We start from the raw sequence: 18,606 nt of genomic DNA on the forward strand, positions 1-18,606 counted from the left end.
TGCGCGTGATCAAGGGAATGGCCGTGGCTCTGTTGTGATGTCATTGCGGGATGCCGCACACCGCCCGAGCCGGGCTCGCCGCCGCCCTCCTCGGGCTGGCCCTCGGCTGCCTGGCGCTCGGGCCGGCCCTGGGGTGGGGGTTCACGCTGCTCCAGGACATGGTGTTCGTGCCGGACCCGGTGTTCTCGCGGTTCACGTTCGGGCTGGCGGGCGGCGCGGCGCGGGTGGTGCCGAGCGACGCCGTCGTGACCGCGCTGGCGCAGGTGCTGCCCGCCGAGCTGGTGCAGAAGGCGATCCTGCTGGGGATCTTCGTGCTGGGCTGCTCGGGGGCGGCGCTGCTGCTGCCGTCGCAGTCGCTGGGGCCGAGGCTGGTGGCGGGGGCGTTCTACGTGTGGAACCCGTACGTGGCCGAGCGGCTGCTGATCGGGCAGTGGGCGTTGCTGCTCGGGTACGCCGGGCTGCCCTGGGTGGTTCGAGCCGTCTGGTCGGGACGCAGGACGGCGCTGGCCGTGCTGCCGGCGGCGGTGGGCGGGTTCGCGGCGATGACGGTCACCGCTCTCACGGCGCTTCCCCTGGCGCGGCGGGACGTCCTGGTGCGGGTGGTGGCGGTGCTGGCGGTGTTCAGCCTGCCGTGGCTGATCCCGACGGCGCTGCGGCCTCAGGGCATCGAGGGCGATCCGGTGGGCGTGGAGGCCTTCGCGGCCAGGGCGGACACGCCGTTCGGGACCGTGGGGAGCCTGCTGTCGCTGGGCGGGATCTGGAACGCGTACGCGGTGCCGCCCGGGTACGAGACCGTGGTGGGGGCGGTGGCCAGGCTGGCGCTCACCCTCGTCGGGGTCGTGGCGTTCCTGCGCGCGGACGTGCCGTACAGGCGGAGGCTGGGCGCGGCGGCGGCGATCGGGCTCGGCGTGGCGTGCGCCGGGGTGAGCGAGCCCGGGCGGGCGGCGTTCGCGTGGGTCGTCGTGGAGGTGTGGGGCGGCTTCGCGGTGTTCAGGGACGCCCAGCAGTACGTGGCGCCGCTGGCGCTGGTGGCGGCGCTGGGGCTGGGGCTGCTGGCCGAGCGGGTGGCGCGGCACCGGGTGTGGGTGGGCGCGCTGGCGCTGGTGCCGGTGGCCGTGCTGCCGACCATGGCGTGGGGCTCGCTGGGGCGGCTCGGGGCCGTGTCGTACCCGGAGAGCTGGACGGTCGCGCGGGAGCTCATCCGGCGCGATCAGCAGCCGGGTGACGTGCTGGTGCTGCCGTTCGAGTCGTACCGGCAGTTCCCGTGGAACGGCGGGCGGGCGGTGCTGGACCCGGCGCAGCGCTTCTTCGCGGCGCCGGGCCGGCGGGTGGTCTCCAACGACGCCGTACGGGTGGGCGGGCTGGTCGTCAGGAGCGAGGATCCCCGCGTCCAGGCGCTAGAACACGTACTAGAAGGGCCCTCGCCGGATCTGCCCGGGGCGGGGTTTCGCTACGTGATTGTCGACGCGGGGACAGGGGAGGAGCGGCAGCGGTTCGGGGAGTGGCTACGCAGTGCGAGGGTCCTGGTCGACAGCCGTGACCTGCGGTTGTATCGATTCGACGGTCCTGTGGCGCGGGTTCCGTCCGAATAGGTACGCTGATCAGCGTCTTTGTTAAGATTTCGTCTAGCTACTTCCGAGTAGCAAGAATTGGTTCTAGGTTTAGGGACGCCCGCACCAATGCCCGCTCGAGGAGGAACCCCGTGATCAAGATCCTCTTAGCAGCGATGATCGGTGTCGCCGTTGCGGCCCTCGTGGCGACGGTCACCACCGTCACCTTCACCGGCGCCACCGCCACGCCGGTCAACCAGCCGCTCTACAACTACGGCGACCGGTAATCCGAGCCGAACATGCCACCCTCTCCACAAGGGGACGAGAGGGCGAGCCGGCCACCACTGCTTGAGATCGTCATTCCCGCCTACAACGAGGAACGACGACTTCCCGGGGGGCTCCTGCAGCTGTGCGCGAAGCTTGCCCGAATGCCGTTCCCCACCTCTGTCATCGTCGTGGACAACAACAGCACCGACCGCACGGCCGAGATCGTCAGGAGCCGGCCGCGCGGCCCCGTGCCCGTCCGCCTCGTCCAGTGCGCGATCCCCGGCAAGGGGGCCGCCGTACGCGCCGGGCTGCTCGGCACCAGCGCACCCTTCGTCGGCTTCTGTGACGCCGACATGGCCACCGACCTCGACGCCATCGACGTGGCGCTCGGGCTGCTGCTGTCCGGCGAGCGCGTGGTGATCGGCTCCAGGGCGCACCTCGGCTCGCACGTCGAGAACCGGCACAGCAAGATACGGGAGCTGGGCGCGTTCGGCTTCCGCGCGCTGGCCGGCGCGCTCGTGCGCGGCGTGAGCGACACCCAGTGCGGCTTCAAGTTCTTCGACGGCGTGCTGGCCCGCGAGACCGCCGCGCGGCTGCGCACCCCGGGTTTCGCGTTCGACGTCGAGCTGCTCGCGCGCTGCGTGGAGCGGGGCTCGACGGTGCGGGAGATCCCCGTGCGCTGGCGCGACATGCCGGGCTCGCGCTTCTCCCCGGCCAGGCACACCTTCGGCATCGTGCTGGAGCTCGGCCGGATCTGGCTGCGGCTGCGCGCCCGGCCGCGGCCCGCCGCCGCGCACCCGGCCTGGGAGCCGCCGCTCGACCCCGTCGGATATCCGTGAAGATCGCTGTCGTCAACTGGCGTGACCCCTGGCACCCCCAGGCCGGCGGTGCCGAGACGTTCGCCTGGGAGCTGGCCCGCCGCTTCGCGCGCGCGGGCCACCAGGTGTGCTTCGTCACGGCGCGGGCGCCGGGGCAGCGCCGGCACGACAGCGCGGAAGGCGTGCGCTTCGTGCGGATGGGCGGGGTCTTCTCCGTCTATCCGCTGGTGCTGGGCTGGCTGCTGCTGCGCAGGGGCCGCTTCGACGCCGTCCTCGACTGCCAGAACGGCATCCCGTTCTTCACCCCCTGGGTGGTACGGCGGCGCACCCGCGTGCTGTGCGTCGTGCACCACGTGCACGACCGGCAGTTCGGGGTGCACATGCCGGGGTGGCTGGCGGCGTTCGGGCGGTTCCTGGAGGGGCCCGTGTCGCGGTGGAGCTACCGGCGGCACGCGAGCGTGGCGGTGTCGCCGTCCACGGTGCGGGCCATGCGGGAGCGGCTCGGCTGGCGCGGCCCGGTGCACATCGTGCCGAACGGGGTGAGCATCGCTCAGCCCGTAAGTATCGAGAAAAGTCCGGTTCCTCGGCTCGTCTGCCTCGGCCGGCTCGTCGCGCACAAGCGGGTGCACCTGCTGCTCGACGCCGTCGCCGAGCTGCGCGAGCGCCGGCCGGACCTGGTCGTGGACATCGTCGGCCGGGGCCCCGAGGAGGCGGCGCTGCGCGCCCGGCTGCCCGAGGGCGTGATCCTGCACGGCTACCTGCCGGAGGAGGACAAGGCGCGCCTCGTCGCGCAGGCGTGGCTGCACGTGAGCGCCTCGCAGGGCGAAGGGTGGGGGCTGAGCGTGCTGGAGGCCGCCGCGCTCGGCGTGCCGACGGTGGCCTTCGAGGTGGACGGCCTGCGCGACGCCGTACGGCCCGGCGAGACGGGCTGGCTGCTGCCTGAGGGCCCCGATGGCGGCGCGAGCCTGGCCAAGGGCATCGCCTCGGCACTCGACGAGCTGGACCACACTTATACCGTGAAATGTCGGGAATGGGCGGCGCGGTTCTCCTGGGACCGCAGTGCCGAACGCCTCATCGCGCTCATGCAGGGCGCCGACCCGGGACCCGGCTGGGAGGAGCGGTGAGCGAGGGGCCGGCCAGGAGCACGCAGGCCCGGCCCGGGACCCTGCTGCCGACCGACAAGCTGGTGGCCGGACGGCGCACGGGCGCCGGCCGGCCGGTGGGCGAGCCCGCCAGGCGCCGGCTCTGGCTGCTGCTGTGCTGCGCAGGCTTCGCGCTGCTGGCGTTCACCACCAAGCCCGGCCACCTCATCTCCGACACCAAGATGGACCTGGCGCTCAACCCGGTCGGCTGGCTGGAGCGCGCCGCCCACCTGTGGGACCTGCAACACTTCGGCCAGCTCCAGAACCAGGTGGCGGGCTACATCTTCCCGATGGGCCCGTTCTTCGCGCTCGGCGACCTGGCGGGCGTCGCGCCGTGGGTGACGCAGCGGCTCTGGCTGACGCTGCTGATGTGCGTGGCCTTCCTCGGCGTGGAGCGGCTGGGCCGGCAGCTCGGCATCGGCACACCGGGCACCAGGATCGTGGCCGCGCTGGCGTACGCGCTGGCCCCGCGCACGCTGTCGATCCTCGGCGAGATCTCGATCGAGTGGCTGCCCGCCGCGATGTTGCCGTGGATCCTCATCCCGCTGCTCACCGCCTCGGAGACCGGCCAGCGGGCCCGCGGGGCCATCAGGTCGGCGCTGGCCGTGGCGCTGTGCGGCGGCGTGAACGCGGTCGCCGTGCTGGCCGTGCTGGTCGCGCCCGTCCTGTACATCCTGACCCGGCCGCGCCCGGTGCCGCGCTGGCGGCTGCTCGGCTGGTGGTCGGGCGCCGTCGCGGTGGCCACCCTGTTCTGGTCGCTGCCGCTGCTGCTCGTGGGCCGCTACGCGTTCAACTTCCTGCCGTACACCGAGACCGCCGACACCACCACCGCCGTCACCTCGCTCACGAACGTGCTGCGCGGCGCCTCCGACTGGGTGCGTTACCTGCCGCTCCACGGCGTCTTCGAGCAGCCGCCCGGCTTCACGATCGCCACCTCGGCCACCATGGTCGTGGTCACCGGCCTGATCGCCGCGCTCGGCCTGGCCGGGCTGTCGCGCCGCGACCTGCCCGCCAAGGGGTTCGTGGTGGCGATGTTCCTGGTCGGCGTGGTCGCGATGGTCGCGGGGCACGCCGGCGCGCTGGAGCCGATCACGGCCGAGCCGGTGCGCTGGCTGCTCGACGGGCCGCTCGCGCCGCTGCGGAACCTGCGCAAGTTCGACCCCCTCGTCCGGCTCGCGCTCGCCTTCGGCCTGGCGCACCTGCTGGTCAGGGCCAGGATCCCGCTGCGCACGACCGCGGTGGCGGCCTTCGTCGCGCTCGTGCTGCCCGTCTTCAACCAGGGCCTGGCCGCGCCGGGCGACTTCCAGCAGGTGCCGTCCCACTGGCGGGAGGCGGCCACCTGGCTCGACGACAACGCCGGTGACGACGGCGTGCTGGTCGTGCCGGGCGCCAAGTTCGGCGAGTACGTCTGGGGCCGCCCCATGGACGAGCCCCTGCAGGCCCTGTCCACCGCCCGCTGGACCACCAGGCAGATCACGCCGCCCGGCTCCGTGGGCCTGTCCAGGCTGCTCGACGCCATCGACCAGCGGCTCACCGCCGGCCAGGGCTCGGCGGGGGTGACGGCGGTGCTGCGCCGGCTGGGCGTGCGCTACCTGCTCGTCAGGAACGACCTGAACAGGGCGAACCTCCAGGGCGCCTGGCCGTCCAGGATGTACGAGGCGCTGCGCGAGTCGCCGGGCATCAGGAAGGTGCGCTCGTTCGGCGACGTGGTCGGCGACCGGGAGACCGACGACGCGGTCAACCAGGTGGACGCGCCGTTCCCGGCGCTCGACCTGTACGAGGTGTCCGGCAGCGCGGACCTGGTCTCCGTGCAGCCCGCGGCCGACGCGCTGGCCGTGCGCGGCGGGCCCGACTCGCTGCTCGCCATGGGCGACCTCGGCCTGCTGGACGAGGGCCCCGTCCTGGTGAACGGCGACGCCGGCAAGCGCGAGGCGCCGACCGTGGTCAGCGACGCGCTGCGGCTGCGCGAGCGCTCGTTCGGCGAGATCAGGTCGAACTGGTCGCCCACGCTGACGGCCGACAGGAAGGCCGACTTCGGCGGCGTCAGGGAGCTGGACCTGCTGGAGGACGGCTGGCTGGACGGGACCGCGGTGGCCGAGTACGACGGCATCGCCGGCATCAGCGCCTCCTCCTCGGTCGCCGACCCGTACGCGATCGCCGCGATCAGCAGCCCCGGCAGCGGCCCGTGGGCGGCCATGGACGGCAACGTCGAGACCGGCTGGCAGAACGACGGCTCCACGGCTCCGCAGGGCGAGTGGTTGCGCGTGGATCTGGCCGGGCGGATGCGGCTGCCGTACCTGGACGTCATGTTCGCCCCCGACCTGCTGCTCGGCCAGGCGGTCAAGCGGATCGCCGTGGAGACCGAGGCGGGCAGCCTGGTCCAGGACGTCACCCGCAGCACGGACCCGCAGCGGCTGCGCGTGCCGGGCGGGCCGACGACCTGGGTGCGGCTCAAGGTCGTCGAGACCGCCAACGCCGGGTGGAGCTACGGCCAGCGGATCGGCATCGTCGAGCTGTCCATCCCCGGTGTCACGGCCGGCCGCACGATCAGGCTGCCGGGCCAGGGCGACGTCTACGTCATGGACCGGGGCCTCGACGCGCGGCCCGGGTGCACGCGCAACCCGTACCGGTGGGTCTGCAACGAGGTGGCGCTGGCCAGGAAGGGCGAGGAGACCGGGTTCGACCGGACCTTCAGCGCGGGGTCCGACGCGGCGGTGAACGTGCGGGGAACCGCCGTGCTGAAGGATCCCGAGCTGGTCGACCGCTTCACCCGGGTCCGTGCGGACCTGACCACCGTGACCGGCTCCTCCCAGCTCAGCGACGACGCCGTGGTCTCGCCCAGGTCGGCGTTCGACGCCGACGGCAGCACCACCTGGATCCCGGACGCCGACGACACCGAGCCCGCGCTGACCATCGCCTGGAAGGGCAAGCGGAAGATCTCCCGCATCCAGATCGGCCGCCCGAGCGACGACACGCAGCCGCTGGACGTGGTCGTGAGCGGCGACGGCGGCCAGGTGCGCGGCGGGCGGGTGGACGAGCGCGGCGAGCTCACCTTCAAGGCCATGTCCACCTCCCGGCTCAAGCTCCGCTTCACCCCCTTCTCCAAGCGGCTGCAGGTGACCGAGCTGGTGGTGCCCGGCGTCGACCCGGTGGGCCGGCCCGCCGACATCCCGCTCAGGCTGGCCTGCGGGCTCGGGCCCAGGATTGAGGTGAACGGCCGGGCCATCCCGACCAAGGTCGCCGGCACCCACGTCGACCTGCTCGAACAGCGGCCCGTGCAGATTCTCGGCTGCTCCAGGGCGGAGCTGGCACAGGGGGACAACCGGGTGCGGGTGGCGGGCTGGGACCCGTACACGATCGACTCGCTCGTGCTGGGCACGCCGCCCCGCCGGCCGGACGGCGTGGAGGGCTCGGCGGTGCGCGGCACCTGGACCACCACCACGCGCGAGGTCATGGTGAGCGCGCCGAAGGACTCCTTCCTCGTCGTCAACGAGAACTACAACGCCGGCTGGCGGGCCCAGCTCGGTGGCAAGACGCTCAAACCCGTACGGATCGACGGCTGGAAGCAGGGCTGGGAGCTGCCCGCGGGCACCCAGGGGACCGCCAGGCTCGAATACCTGCCCGATCGCCCCTACCGGCTCGCCCTGCTGCTCGGCCTGGCCGGGATCGCGCTGCTGGCGCTGCTCGCGCTGGCGCTGCGCGGGCCGCGCCCCGAGCACGTGCGCGAGACGGCCGCCGCCCCGGCGGCCCGGCTGTCACGGCCGCGGGCGCCGGTCGTGGTCGTGCTCGCGCTGGCGTTCGGCGGCTGGGTGGCGAGCTGGCAGGGCATGGTCGCGGTGCTGGCCGCCGTGCTCGTGACCCTGCTGCTGCGCGCCCGCGGGCTGCCCGCGCACTGGGCGGCGGCCGGGATCTTCGGCGCGGCCACGGCGTCGCTGGCGGCGGCCATGGTGCTGCGCGACCACGGATTCGGCGTGGGGGCCCTCATGGACCAGGCGCCGCAGCTCGCCGCGGTCGCGGCCGTGGGCGTGCTGTTCGGGCAGCTCGTCACGGAGCCGGCGCGGCCGGCAGCGGAGCCGGAGCTCCCGGCGGAAGAGCAGGTGCTGACCGGTGTCCGCTGAGCCTGAGCGCACTCGCCTCGATCAGGTGGTAGCTGCCGACGCTCAGCAGCATCGTGACCACGAACGAGACCACCGCCACGCTGGCGAAGTCGCCCTGGAACGGCTGCGCGCCGGTGAGCTTGAGCTGCAATGTGATCACGGGTGCGTGCCAGAGGAAGAAGCTGTAGGAGATGCGGCCCAGGTAGGCGCTGACGGGGTTGCCGAGCACCCGGTTCCGCAGCGAGCCGGGACGGGACGCCAGCGCGAACGGGGCCACGAGGAGCACCGCCACCGCCGCCTCCAGGCTGACCCGCCACAGCGACTGCGACAGGGTGGGCAGCGTGAGCGTGCGGGGGCCGGCCAGATCGGTGCTCAGCAGCGCGTACAGCAGGCCGGCCAGCACCAGGAGCTGCGGCGCCAGCGAGTCGATCACGCGGCTGTGCCCGATCCACACCGACAGCACCGCCATCGCCATGCCGCAGGCGAAGTAGACCAGGTGGTACGGCAGCAGCAGCGCGAGCTGCGGCTGCTCGAACAGCCGGGCGGCGGCCACGGTGGCCAGGCAGATCACCGGCAGCACCCCGATGCCGACCAGCAGCCGGACCGGCCGGTTGCCGCCGCGCGCGAAGCGGTGCAGCAGCCACGCCAGGATCGGCAGCAGCACGTAGAACGACATCTCGATGGGCAGCGTCCACATCTGGTAGAGGCCGTCGGGAGTGGGGTCGCCGGGGAAGAAGTTCTGCGCCAGCAGCATCCACTTCAGCCAGCCGGTCCAGTCGAAGGGGCTCCACGCCCACAGCGCCAGCGCGGTCACGAGCCAGTAGACCGGCATCACCCGGAGCACCCGGCGCCACAGGTAACGCAGCGGCCGCGGCCGTGGCGTATCCTCGATCACCGCGCGCGCCCACGGGCGGTACAGCAGCAGGCCCGACAGGAGGAAGAAGATGGGTACGGCGATGCCCAGGCGGCTCATCATCCAGGGGAGCATGCCCTCGCGGTACATGACGCCCGTGTTGCTCCCGACGTGCAGCAGCCAGACGCCGAGCGCGGCGATCGCGCGGATGCCGTCGAGCGCGGCGTCCCTGCCCTTCATCGCTGCTCCCACTTTCTCGCTTTCCTGACCGTACGACGCTTCGCCGGCCGCGGCCGGAACCACGATAGAACTTGTTTCTATCAATTTGGTTGCGGTGCCAGGGCCGCCGGTGACGGACATCACTCACTGTCATACTTTGTTGCTCGACGATCGCAGACAAACGACAACATGTTCTACAAAATGCGGAGGCCTCGATGGGTCGTATCTCCACGCTCGTCCTCATCGGGTTCGGGGCTTTCTTCATCGCGCTGGCGCCGCTGCTGAAATTCTGGGCGGCCGGTCAGATCATCTCGGCGCCGGCGGACCAGTTCGGCATCTCGCGGCTGGAGGCCAAGGGCGCGCAGTACTTCTCCATGCAGGACCTCAAGGTGCTGACCGGCGACCTCGACATCATCGTCACCACGCGCGGGGACGTGAAGGAGGCCAAGGACGACCACGTGGTCTGGGACGAGGCCACGGTGGTCAACGACGTGACCAACAGCCGCCCGCAGATCGACATCTCCGAGCGCCGCAGCGCCTTCAACAAGTACACGGGGCTCGCGGTGAACTGCTGCAGCAACAACGTGGAGAAGGCGCCGGTGACGCTGGAGGGGCAGATCTACAAGTTCCCCTTCGACGTGGAGAAGAAGACGTACAAGGTGTTCAACTCCACGGCGCAGAAGGCGTTCGACGCGGTCTTCGTCCGCGAGGACAACGTCAACGGGCTGCCCGTCTACGTCTTCGAGCAGACCGTGCCGCCGACCAAGACCGAGACCCGCACCGCCCCCGCCAACGTGCTCGGCATCACGGGCGAGACCGGGGACGTGCAGGTGGACCGCTGGTACGACGGCAAGACGACGTACTGGATCGAGCCGGTGACGGGCTCCCCCGTCCGGCAGGAGGTGCAGCGGCACGAGGTGCTCAAGACGCAGGACGGCGTCGAGCGCTCGGCGGCCTTCGTCGCCACCGCGAAGATGACCGACGCGACCGTGAACGACCTGGTCAAGAACGCGCAGAGCGGCAAGAACACCATCAACCTGCTGCGCAACGTCATCCCGCTGGTCCTGCTCGTCGTGGGCGTCGTGCTCGTCGTGGCCGGGGTGCTGCTCGGCCGCCGCCCGGAGCGGGTCGAGTAAATAGCCACGCAATTTCAGGGCCCGTGAGAACGGGCCCTTTTTCATTGACAACAACCCTTAACTAGAACCAGTTATAGTCCAAGGTTACTCACCGGTACCAGACCAAAGGTTCTAGTCTAGAACGCGTTGCAGTTTGCCCGGTGGCGGACGTATTGTCGGGCCATGCGGACACGTGTCACGGACATGTTCGGAATCGAGCTCCCGATCTTCGCGTTCAGCCACTGCAGGGACGTGGTCGCCGCCGTCAGCCGGGCCGGCGGCATGGGAGTGCTGGGAGCGCTCTACTTCACGCCCGAGGAGCTCGAGACGGAGCTCAAGTGGATCGACGACCACGTGGACGGCAAGCCGTACGGGGTGGACGTCGTCATGCCGGCCTCCTACGAGGGCGCCGACTTCGCCCCCGAGGAGCTGGTCGGCCGCCTCCAGTCCATGATCCCGGAAGGCCATCGGGCGTTCGTCGAGAACCTGCTGGCCAAGCACGGGGTCCCGCCGCTGTCGGCCGATGCCGAGGCCGGCCGCGTCCTGCTCGGCTGGACGGACGCCACCGCCCGCCCGCAGGTCGAGGTCGCCCTGCGCCACCCCATCGCCCTCCTGGCCAACGCCCTCGGCCCGCCGCCCGCCGACGTGGTGGAGCTCGCGCACTCCCACGGCGTCAAGGTCGCCGCCCTCGCCTCGACCCCGCGCCACGCGCTCAAGCAGGTGGAGGTCGGCGTGGACGTGGTGGTCGCCCAGGGCACCGAGGCCGGCGGCCACACGGGTGAGATCTCCACCATGGTGCTCATCCCGCAGGTGGTGGACGCCGTGGACGTGCCCGTGCTGGCCGCGGGCGGCATCGGCAACGGCCGCCAGATGGCCGCCGGCATGGCGCTGGGGGCAGAGGGGGTGTGGACGGGCTCGATCTGGCTCGCGGTCGAGGAGGCCGACACGCCGGAGATGGCCAAACGCCGCATCCTGGAAGCGACCTCCCGCGACACCGTCCGGTCCCGAAGCTGGACGGGCAAGCCCGCCAGGCTGCTCAGGAACGAGTGGACCGAGGCGTGGGAGTCGGAGGAGTCGCCGGGGACGCTGCCGATGCCGATGCAGTTCATGCTGGTGTCGGACGCGCTGCGGCGCATCGGCCGCTCGGACGCCTCGGAACTGGCCACGTTCCCCGCCGGGCAGATCATCGGGGTGATGAACCAGGTGCGGCCGGCCAAGGACGTGGTGTTCGGGCTGGTGGAGGAGTACGGGGAGGCGCTGGAGCGGCTGGAGCGCATCACGGAGGAGTGACGGGCGGCCGGTGACGGAAGCGGGCCTCGTCGCGAACCCGTGAGGCGCGCTTCCGTCGTCCGGCCGTGGCGAGCAGGCGTGCCAGGCCTGTCGCCCTGATCAGTGGCCCTGGTAGTCCGGGGAGCGCTTCTCGCGGAACGCCCGCGTGCCCTCCTTGGCGTCCTCCGAGCCGATCACCGGCCACCCCAGCTCGTCCGACACCTTGAGCGCCTCCACCTCGGGCATCCCCAGCGTGTCCCGGTACGTGCGCAGGATCGCCTGCACCGCCAGCGGCCCGGACGCGGCCACGTCCTCCGCCAGCTCGCGCGCCGCGGCCAGCGCCTGGCCGTCCGGCACCACGCGGTTGACCAGCCCCATCGACAGGGCCTCCGCCGCCGTGACGGCGCGGCCGGTGAGCAGGAGGTCCATGGCGTGGCAGTACGGGATCTGCCGGGGGAGCCGGACGGCGCTGCCGCCCATCGGGAACAGAGCGCGCTTGGCCTCGAACAGGCCCAGCGTGGCCGACTCCGCCACCACCCGCAGGTCGGTGCCCACCAGCAGTTCGGTGCCGCCGGCCACCGCGTAGCCCTCCACCGCGCAGATGATCGGTTTCGTCGGCAGGTCCTCGCGCAGCAGGCCCTTCCAGTGGAAGTTGGGGATCTGGGCCGCCCTGGCCTGCACCTGCGGGTCCGAGGACGGCTGGCCCATGGCCTTGAGGTCGGCGCCGGCGCAGAACGTGCCCTCGGCGCCCGTCAGGATCGCGACCCGGATGCCCGGCTCCTGCGACGCGTACGCCCACGCCGAGGCCAGGCCGATCAACATGTCCGAGGACAGCGCGTTGCGGGCCTCGGGCCGGTTCATGGTGACGGTCAGGACGTGGCCGTCGCGTTCGATCCGGCAGTGGGGGGTGCTGATCGGCAGGAGCTCCACGGACGCCTCCGGAGTGATTAGATCAAGCGCTTGCTACGAAGTTTGGCCCAGGATACGCTCCGACAAACGAGAACAGGTTCCTGTTTTGCTCACTCCCGCGCTGAGGAGATCAGATGGGCACGCTCGGCTTCTGGAGGCTCGCGCAGGCGGATCCCGAGTGGATCGCGGCGGTGGACCCCGATGGCACCCGGCACCGCGCGGGCGACCTACTGGCCCGCTCGAACAGGCTCGTGCACGGGCTGCGCGAGCTCGGCCTCCGGCCCGGCGACGGCATCTGCGGCCTGGCCCCGAACGGCGCCGACGGGCTCGTCCTGTACCTGGCCGCCCTGCAGGCCGGCTGGTACTACACGCCGATCAACTGGCACCTGACCGGGCCCGAGATCGCCTACATCGTCGACGACAGCGAGGCCAAGGCGTTCTTCGTGCATCCCCGCTTCGCCCAGGAGGGTGCCAGGGGCGCGCAGGCCATCGCGCCCGAGCGCCGCTTCCTGCTGGGAGAGGGGGACGGGTTCAGGCCGGCGAGCGAGCTGACCGGCGGGCAGCCGGACACCACGCCCGCCGACCGCACCGCCGGCGCCACCATGCACTACACCTCGGGCACCACCGGCAAGCCCAAAGGCGTCAGAAGGCCGCTCAGCGGCCTTGATCCGGACGACTCCGCCGAGCTCATGACGTTCCTGCTCGGACTGTTCGGCATCACCCCTGGCCGCCCGAACGCCCACCTGGTCACCTCGCCCAGCTACCACACGGCCGTGACCCAGTTCGGCGGCACGGCCCTGCACATGGGGCACACCCTCGTCTACATGGACAGGTGGGACGCCGAGGAGATGCTCGCGCTCTGCGAACGCCACCGCGTCACGAACTCCCACATGGTCCCCACCCACTTCAAGCGCCTGCTCGCGCTGCCGGACCAGGTCAGGAAAAAGTACGACCTGTCCTCGCTGCGGTGGATGATCCACGCCGCCGCCCCCTGTCCCGTCCCGGTCAAATGGGCGATGCTCGAATGGTGGGGCGACTGCGTGTACGAGTACTACGCGGCCACCGAGGGCGGCGGCACCCTGGCCACCCCCGAGGACTGGAAGGCCCACCCCGGCACGGTGGGCAAGGCCTGGCCGATCAGCGAGCTGCTCATCACGGACGAGCAGGGCGAGCCCGTGCCGACCGGCACCCCCGGCACCATCTACATGAAGATGATGGGCGTCCAGTTCGAGTACAAGGGCGACCCCGCCAAGACCGCCGAGAACCGCCTCAAGGACCACTTCACCGTCGGCGACATCGGCTACCTCGACGAGGACGGCTTCCTCTACCTCTGCGACCGCAAGGCCGACATGATCATCTCGGGCGGGACGAACATCTACCCCGCCGAGATCGAGAACGAGCTCATGGTCCACCCGAAGGTGGCCGACGTGGCCGTGTTCGGCATCCCGGACGAGGAGTGGGGCGAGCAGGTCAAGGCCGTGGTCGAGCCCGCGCCGGGCGTGGAGCCGGGGCCGGAGCTGGCCGCCGAGCTGCTGGCCTCGCTGGAGGGCCGGCTGGCCAGGATGAAGTGGCCCAAGAGCATCGACTTCATCGCCGAGATGCCCCGCGAGCCGAACGGCAAGCTGCTCAAGCGCAAGCTCCGCGCCCCGTACTGGGAGGGACACGACCGTGCCATCTGACCCGCTGGTCGCCCAGCACGTCCTGGAGTTCCCCGGCGGCTACACGCGTACGACGGGGCCGGTCATCGGCCGGTTCCTCAGCGAGCTGCGCGCCCGCCGCATCGTCGGGGTGCGCACGGCGGAGGGCCGGGTGCTCGTCCCCCCTCTCGAGTACGACCCCGCGACCGGCGAGCCGGTGACCGGCGAGTACGTCGAGGTCGGCCCGGCCGGCACCATCACCACCTGGGCCTGGGTGGACGAGCCGCTCGACGCCCACCCGCTGGACCGCCCCTTCGCCTGGGCCCTGATCCACCTCGACGGCGCGGACAGCGCGCTCCTGCACGCCGTGGCCGCCGACAACCCCAAGGCCCTGGCGGCGGGCACCCGGGTCTGGCCGGTCTGGCGCGACCGGCCCACCGGCCACATCACCGACATCTCCCACTTCGCCCCCGAGGTCACGAAGATCGTGTCCAGCGTACGCGCCGAGTACCGCCTCCAGGCCGGCGGCGCGCTCCGCGTCTTCCTGGAGGGCGTCGAGCGCGGCGTCCTGCTCGGCAGCCGCTGCGAGCAGTGCGAGAAGGTGTACGTGCCGCTCCGGCTGGCCTGCCCCGAATGCGGAAACACCCTCCCGGAAACGCTCGAACTCCCCGACACCGGCACGATCACCACCTTCGCCATCAACAACCTGCCCGACCCCCGGGCTCCCGAGGTGCCGTTCGTGTCGGCGTACATCCTGCTCGACGGCGCGGACATCCCCATGATCGCGCTCATCGGGGACGTGCCCGCACACGAGGTGCGCCAGGGCATGCGGGTCAGGGCGGTCTGGGTCCCCGAGAGCGAGCGCACGGCGTCCATGGCGAACATCCGCTGGTTCGCCCCCACCGGCGAGCCTGATGTGGAGCTGGCATGAGAGACGTGGCGATCGTCGCGTTCGCGCAGACGCGGCACACCGATCACGACACCGGCCTGAGCGAGCACGAGCTGATCCACCCCGTGATCAGCGAGGTCAAGGAGCTGACCGGGCTCAAGCGCTTCGGCTTCACCTGCTCGGGGAGCTGCGACTACCTGGCGGGGGCGCCGTTCTCGTTCGTGTCGGCGCTCGACGCGCTGGCCGCCTGGCCGCCGATCTCCGAGAGCCACGTCGAGATGGACGGCGCCTGGGCCCTGTACGAGGCGTGGGTGCGGCTCCAGCACGGCGACATCGACTCCGCCCTGGTCTACGGCTTCGGCAAGTCGTCGCTGGGCGACCTGCGGACGATCATGACGCTCCAGCTCGACCCGTACTACCTGGCCCCGCTCGGCCTCGACCAGCTCTCCTACGCCGCGCTCCAGGCCGCCGCGGTGGGCGCGGAGCGGCAGGAGCTGGACGAGATCGTCCGGCGCAGCCGGGCCGACGGGCGGAGCAACCCGTACGCGTTCGACCTGCCCGAACCGGACGATTCCGAGGACTTCGCCGTACAACCGCTCAGGAAGGCGGACGTGCCGCCCATCACGGACGGCGCGGCGGCGATCGTGCTCGCGACCGGAGACCTGGCCGGACGGCTCCACCCGAACCCCGCCTACATCAGGGGCATCGCGCACCGCACCGAGCCGCACTACCTCGGCATGCGCGACCTGGCCCGATCGGCCTCCGCGGCCGACGCCGCGCGCGCCGCCGGGGTCGGCAAGGGGCCCGTCGAGGTGGCCGAGCTGCACGCCCAGTTCCCGCACGAGGAGATCATCCTGCGCCAGGCCCTGGAGCTGGGCGGCGACACCGTGATCAACCCGTCGGGCGGCCCGCTGGCCGCCAACCCCGTCATGGCCACCGGCCTCATCCGCATCGGCGAGGCCGCGCGCCGCATCCACGACGGGACGGCGAGCCGCGCGGTCGCGCACGCCGCGAGCGGCCCCTGCCTGCAGCAGAACCTCGTGACCGTCCTGGAGGCATGACCATGGGTAACCGGTGTGCGGTCATCGGCGTCGGGCAGACGCACTACACGACCAAGCGCAGGGACGTCTCGATCGCCGGCCTGGTACGGGAGGCGGCGCTGCGCGCGCTGCAGGACGCCGGGCTGACGTTCAAGGACATCGACGCCGTGGTGATCGGCAAGGCGCCCGACCTGTTCGAGGGCGTGATGATGCCGGAGGCGTACCTGGCGGACGCGCTCGGCGCGGCGGGCAAGCCGATGATGCGCGTGCACACCGCGGGCAGCGTCGGCGGGTCCACGGCGCTGGTGGGAGCGAGTCTCATCCAGGGCGGCGTGCACGAGCGGGTGCTGGTCGTCGCGTTCGAGAAGCAGTCGGAGTCCAACGCCACCTGGGCGCTGTCCACCCACCTGCCGTTCAGCGCGTCGCTGGTGGTGGGCGCGGGCGGCTACTTCGCGCCGCACATCCGCGAGTACATGCGCAGGTCCGGCGCCCCCGGCCACATCGGCACCCTGGTGGCGGTCAAGGACCGGCTGAACGCGCTGAAGAACCCGTACGCGCACCTCAAGATCCCCGGCATCGACCAGAAGATGGTCGAGTCCACGCCCATGCTCTGGGAGCCCATCCGCTACCTGGAGACCTGCCCGTCCAGCGACGGCGCCTGCGCGATCGTGCTGTCGTCGGAATCGGCGGCCACCGGCACCCCCGCCTGGGTGCACGGCACCGCCATGCGCTCCGAGCCGATCTTCCGGGCCGGGCGCGACACGGTCAGCCCGCAGGCGGGCAAGGACTGCGCCGCCGACGTCTACCGGCAGGCCGGCATCGCCGACCCGCGGCGGCAGATCGACGTGGCCGAGGTGTACGTGCCGTTCTCCTGGTACGAGCCGATGTGGCTGGAGAACCTGGGGTTCGCGGCGGAAGGTGAGGGATGGAAGCTCACCGAGTCGGGCGCCACCGCGCTCGACGGCGACACCCCGTGGAACGCCTCAGGCGGGGTGCTGTCGAGCAACCCGATCGGGGCGTCGGGGCTGATCAGGTTCGCCGAGGCCGCGCTGCAGGTGCGCGGCATGGCGGGCGAGCACCAGGTGGACGGCGCCCGGACGGCGCTCGGCCACGCGTACGGCGGGGGAGCCCAGTTCTTCGCGATGTGGATCGTCGGACGGGAGAAACCCTGATGGAGTTCAACCACGCTGACCTGTTCGAAGGGCTCGCGGACACGATCGGGGAAAGGACGGCCGTCGTCTGCGGCCAGGAACGCCGCACCTACGCCGAGCTGGAGGCCGAGGCGAACCGGCTCGCCCACTACCTGCTCGACCTCGGGATCCAGCCCGGCCAGCACGTCGGCCTGCACCTCTACAACAGCATCGAGTACGTCGCCGGCATGCTCGCCGCGCTCAAGATCCGGGCCGTCCCGATCAACGTGAACTACCGCTACGTCGAGGCCGAGCTGCTCTACCTCTACCGGGACTCCGACATCCGGGCGCTGATCTACGACGTCGAGTTCGAGCCCAGGGTGAGCGCCGTGCTGGACCGGGCGCCGCTGCTGGAGCACCTCATCGCCGCGGGCGGGCGGCCGGCGATCGGGCCGGCGGTGCCGTACGGGACGGCGCTCGAACGCGGCAAGCCGGAACGGGGCTTCGCGCCGCGCTCCGGCCAGGACGTGTACATCATCTACACCGGCGGCACCACCGGCATGCCCAAGGGCGCGATGTGGCACGTCGAGGACCTGTTCATGGGCTTCGGCGGCGGCAACCCCTACGGCGAGCCGCGCGCCACCCCGCAGGAGGTCATCGACGAGGCCGTCAAGGCCAACCCCATGGTGATGCTGGCCGCCTCGCCGCTCATGCACGGGGCCGCGCAGATGGCCATGTTCCTGACCTGGTGGATGGGCTCGACCGTCGTGTTCGTGCGCAAGTTCGACGCCGGCGCGGTGTGGCAGGCGGTCGGCCGGGAACGCGTGAACACCATCAGCATCACCGGCGACGCCATGGCCAGGCCGCTGGCCGAAGCCCTGGAGGGCGGCGAGCACGACGTCTCCTCGCTGTTCGCGATCAGCTCCACCGGGGCGATCCTGAGCGGCGCCGTCCGCGACCTCCTCCAGGAGCTGCTGCCGAACGTCATGATCATCGACAGCTTCGGCTCCACCGAGTCCGGCTACACCGCCTCGGGCGTGGCCGGCTCCTCACCCGAGAAGGGCCTGCGCTACCAGCCGAACTCCGTCGTCAAGCTGGCCGTGCTGGACGAGAAGGGCCGGCCGGTCGAGCCCGGCTCCGGTCAGCTCGGCACGGTCGCCAGGTCGGGGCGGGTGGCGTTCGGCTACTACAACGACCCCGCCAAGACCGCCCGCACGTTCCTCACGGACGAGACCGGCACCCGGTGGCTGCTCACCGGCGACCTCGCCACGGTGGACGCCGACGGCACCGTGAACGTCTTCGGGCGCGGCTCGCAGTGCATCAACACCGGCGGGGAGAAGGTGTTCCCCGAGGAGGTCGAGGCGGTGCTCAAGGGGCATCCGTCCGTGTTCGACGCGGTGGTGACCGGGGTGCCGGACGAGCGCTGGGGGAGCAGGGTGGCGGCCGTGATCGAGCCCCGGCCCGGGGTCGAGCTCACCTCCGCCGAGCTGGACGCGCACTGCAGGAAGCTGCTGTCGGGGTACAAGGTGCCGCGGACGTACGCGTTCGTCGCCCAGATGGTGCGCTCACCGGCGGGGAAGGCCGACTACCGGTGGGCCAGGGAGACGGCGGAGCAGGCGGAGACGGAGGCGGACGGCTGACCTGGTTGATCGACATCCGCTCCGGGTAGGG

The 18,606-nt window shown here is 71.6% G+C and carries 14 protein-coding genes; 12 read left to right on the forward strand and 2 right to left on the reverse strand.

Translation table 11 applies throughout. The features are described 5' to 3' along the window. Positions 1-50 precede the first annotated feature (50 nt). The 5 genes from AB0I79_RS18205 to AB0I79_RS18225 all read left to right on the forward strand — a co-directional run bounded on the left by AB0I79_RS18205 (position 51) and on the right by AB0I79_RS18225 (position 7,895). Entirely contained in the window at positions 51-1,592 is a 1,542-nt protein-coding gene (locus AB0I79_RS18205; protein ID WP_357873947.1) for a hypothetical protein, read from the forward strand. Positions 1,593-1,702: 110 nt separating this feature from the next. Further along, entirely contained in the window at positions 1,703-1,837 is a 135-nt protein-coding gene (locus AB0I79_RS18210) for a hypothetical protein (RefSeq protein WP_272894589.1), read from the forward strand. A 12-nt stretch (positions 1,838-1,849) separates the two neighbouring features. After that, positions 1,850-2,656 carry a glycosyltransferase gene (locus tag AB0I79_RS18215; protein ID WP_357873950.1) on the forward strand — a complete coding sequence of 269 codons (807 nt, stop codon included), beginning with the start codon at positions 1,850-1,852 and terminating at the stop codon, positions 2,654-2,656. Continuing rightward, entirely contained in the window at positions 2,653-3,759 is a 1,107-nt protein-coding gene (locus AB0I79_RS18220; protein ID WP_357873952.1) for a glycosyltransferase family 4 protein, read from the forward strand. Before AB0I79_RS18215 ends, AB0I79_RS18220 begins: the two co-directional genes overlap by 4 nt. Beyond that, a complete protein-coding gene (locus AB0I79_RS18225) occupies positions 3,756-7,895 on the forward strand; it encodes an alpha-(1->3)-arabinofuranosyltransferase family protein (RefSeq protein ID WP_357873955.1) in 4,140 nt (1,379 codons plus the stop codon). Before AB0I79_RS18220 ends, AB0I79_RS18225 begins: the two co-directional genes overlap by 4 nt. On the opposite strand, the gene AB0I79_RS18230 is transcribed toward AB0I79_RS18225, so the two are convergent. Then, positions 7,822-8,967 (reverse strand): acyltransferase, encoded by a 1,146-nt coding sequence (locus tag AB0I79_RS18230; RefSeq protein WP_357873958.1) that lies wholly within the window; start codon positions 8,965-8,967, stop codon positions 7,822-7,824. The two genes, AB0I79_RS18225 and AB0I79_RS18230, sit on opposite strands and share 74 nt — an antisense overlap. A 194-nt stretch (positions 8,968-9,161) precedes the next feature. Between AB0I79_RS18230 and AB0I79_RS18235 the strand changes: the two genes are divergently transcribed. Further along, positions 9,162-10,082 carry a DUF3068 domain-containing protein gene (locus AB0I79_RS18235; RefSeq protein ID WP_357873961.1) on the forward strand — a complete coding sequence of 307 codons (921 nt, stop codon included), beginning with the start codon at positions 9,162-9,164 and terminating at the stop codon, positions 10,080-10,082. 162 nt (positions 10,083-10,244) lie between these two features. Continuing rightward, complete coding sequence (locus AB0I79_RS18240; protein ID WP_357873964.1) at positions 10,245-11,351, forward strand: nitronate monooxygenase family protein; 1,107 nt, start codon at positions 10,245-10,247, stop codon at positions 11,349-11,351. A 99-nt stretch (positions 11,352-11,450) separates the two neighbouring features. Here AB0I79_RS18240 and AB0I79_RS18245 read toward each other — a convergent pair whose 3' ends face one another. Continuing rightward, positions 11,451-12,260 carry a crotonase/enoyl-CoA hydratase family protein gene (locus tag AB0I79_RS18245; RefSeq protein ID WP_357873967.1) on the reverse strand — a complete coding sequence of 270 codons (810 nt, stop codon included), beginning with the start codon at positions 12,258-12,260 and terminating at the stop codon, positions 11,451-11,453. Positions 12,261-12,373: 113 nt separating this feature from the next. Between AB0I79_RS18245 and AB0I79_RS18250 the strand changes: the two genes are divergently transcribed. The 5 genes from AB0I79_RS18250 to AB0I79_RS18270 are packed head-to-tail and all read left to right on the forward strand — an operon-like array spanning position 12,374 to position 18,575. Then, on the forward strand, positions 12,374-13,918 hold the full coding sequence (locus AB0I79_RS18250; RefSeq protein WP_357873970.1) for an acyl-CoA synthetase: 1,545 nt from the start codon (positions 12,374-12,376) through the stop codon (positions 13,916-13,918). Next, a complete protein-coding gene (locus AB0I79_RS18255; protein ID WP_357873973.1) occupies positions 13,908-14,807 on the forward strand; it encodes an OB-fold domain-containing protein in 900 nt (299 codons plus the stop codon). Before AB0I79_RS18250 ends, AB0I79_RS18255 begins: the two co-directional genes overlap by 11 nt. Then, positions 14,804-15,826 carry a thiolase domain-containing protein gene (locus AB0I79_RS18260; RefSeq protein ID WP_357873976.1) on the forward strand — a complete coding sequence of 341 codons (1,023 nt, stop codon included), beginning with the start codon at positions 14,804-14,806 and terminating at the stop codon, positions 15,824-15,826. Before AB0I79_RS18255 ends, AB0I79_RS18260 begins: the two co-directional genes overlap by 4 nt. 2 nt (positions 15,827-15,828) lie before the next feature. Then, positions 15,829-16,977 carry a thiolase domain-containing protein gene (locus tag AB0I79_RS18265; protein ID WP_357874279.1) on the forward strand — a complete coding sequence of 383 codons (1,149 nt, stop codon included), beginning with the start codon at positions 15,829-15,831 and terminating at the stop codon, positions 16,975-16,977. Then, the gene (locus AB0I79_RS18270) at positions 16,977-18,575 is read left to right on the forward strand and encodes an acyl-CoA synthetase (protein ID WP_357873979.1); all 1,599 of its coding nucleotides are present in this window, start codon (positions 16,977-16,979) and stop codon (positions 18,573-18,575) included. The genes AB0I79_RS18265 and AB0I79_RS18270 overlap by 1 nt, the downstream gene beginning before the upstream one ends. The last annotated feature ends 31 nt before the right edge of the window (positions 18,576-18,606 follow it).

The organism is Nonomuraea sp. NPDC050202, assembly GCF_040656115.1.
Taxonomy (GTDB): Bacteria; Actinomycetota; Actinomycetes; order Streptosporangiales; family Streptosporangiaceae; genus Nonomuraea.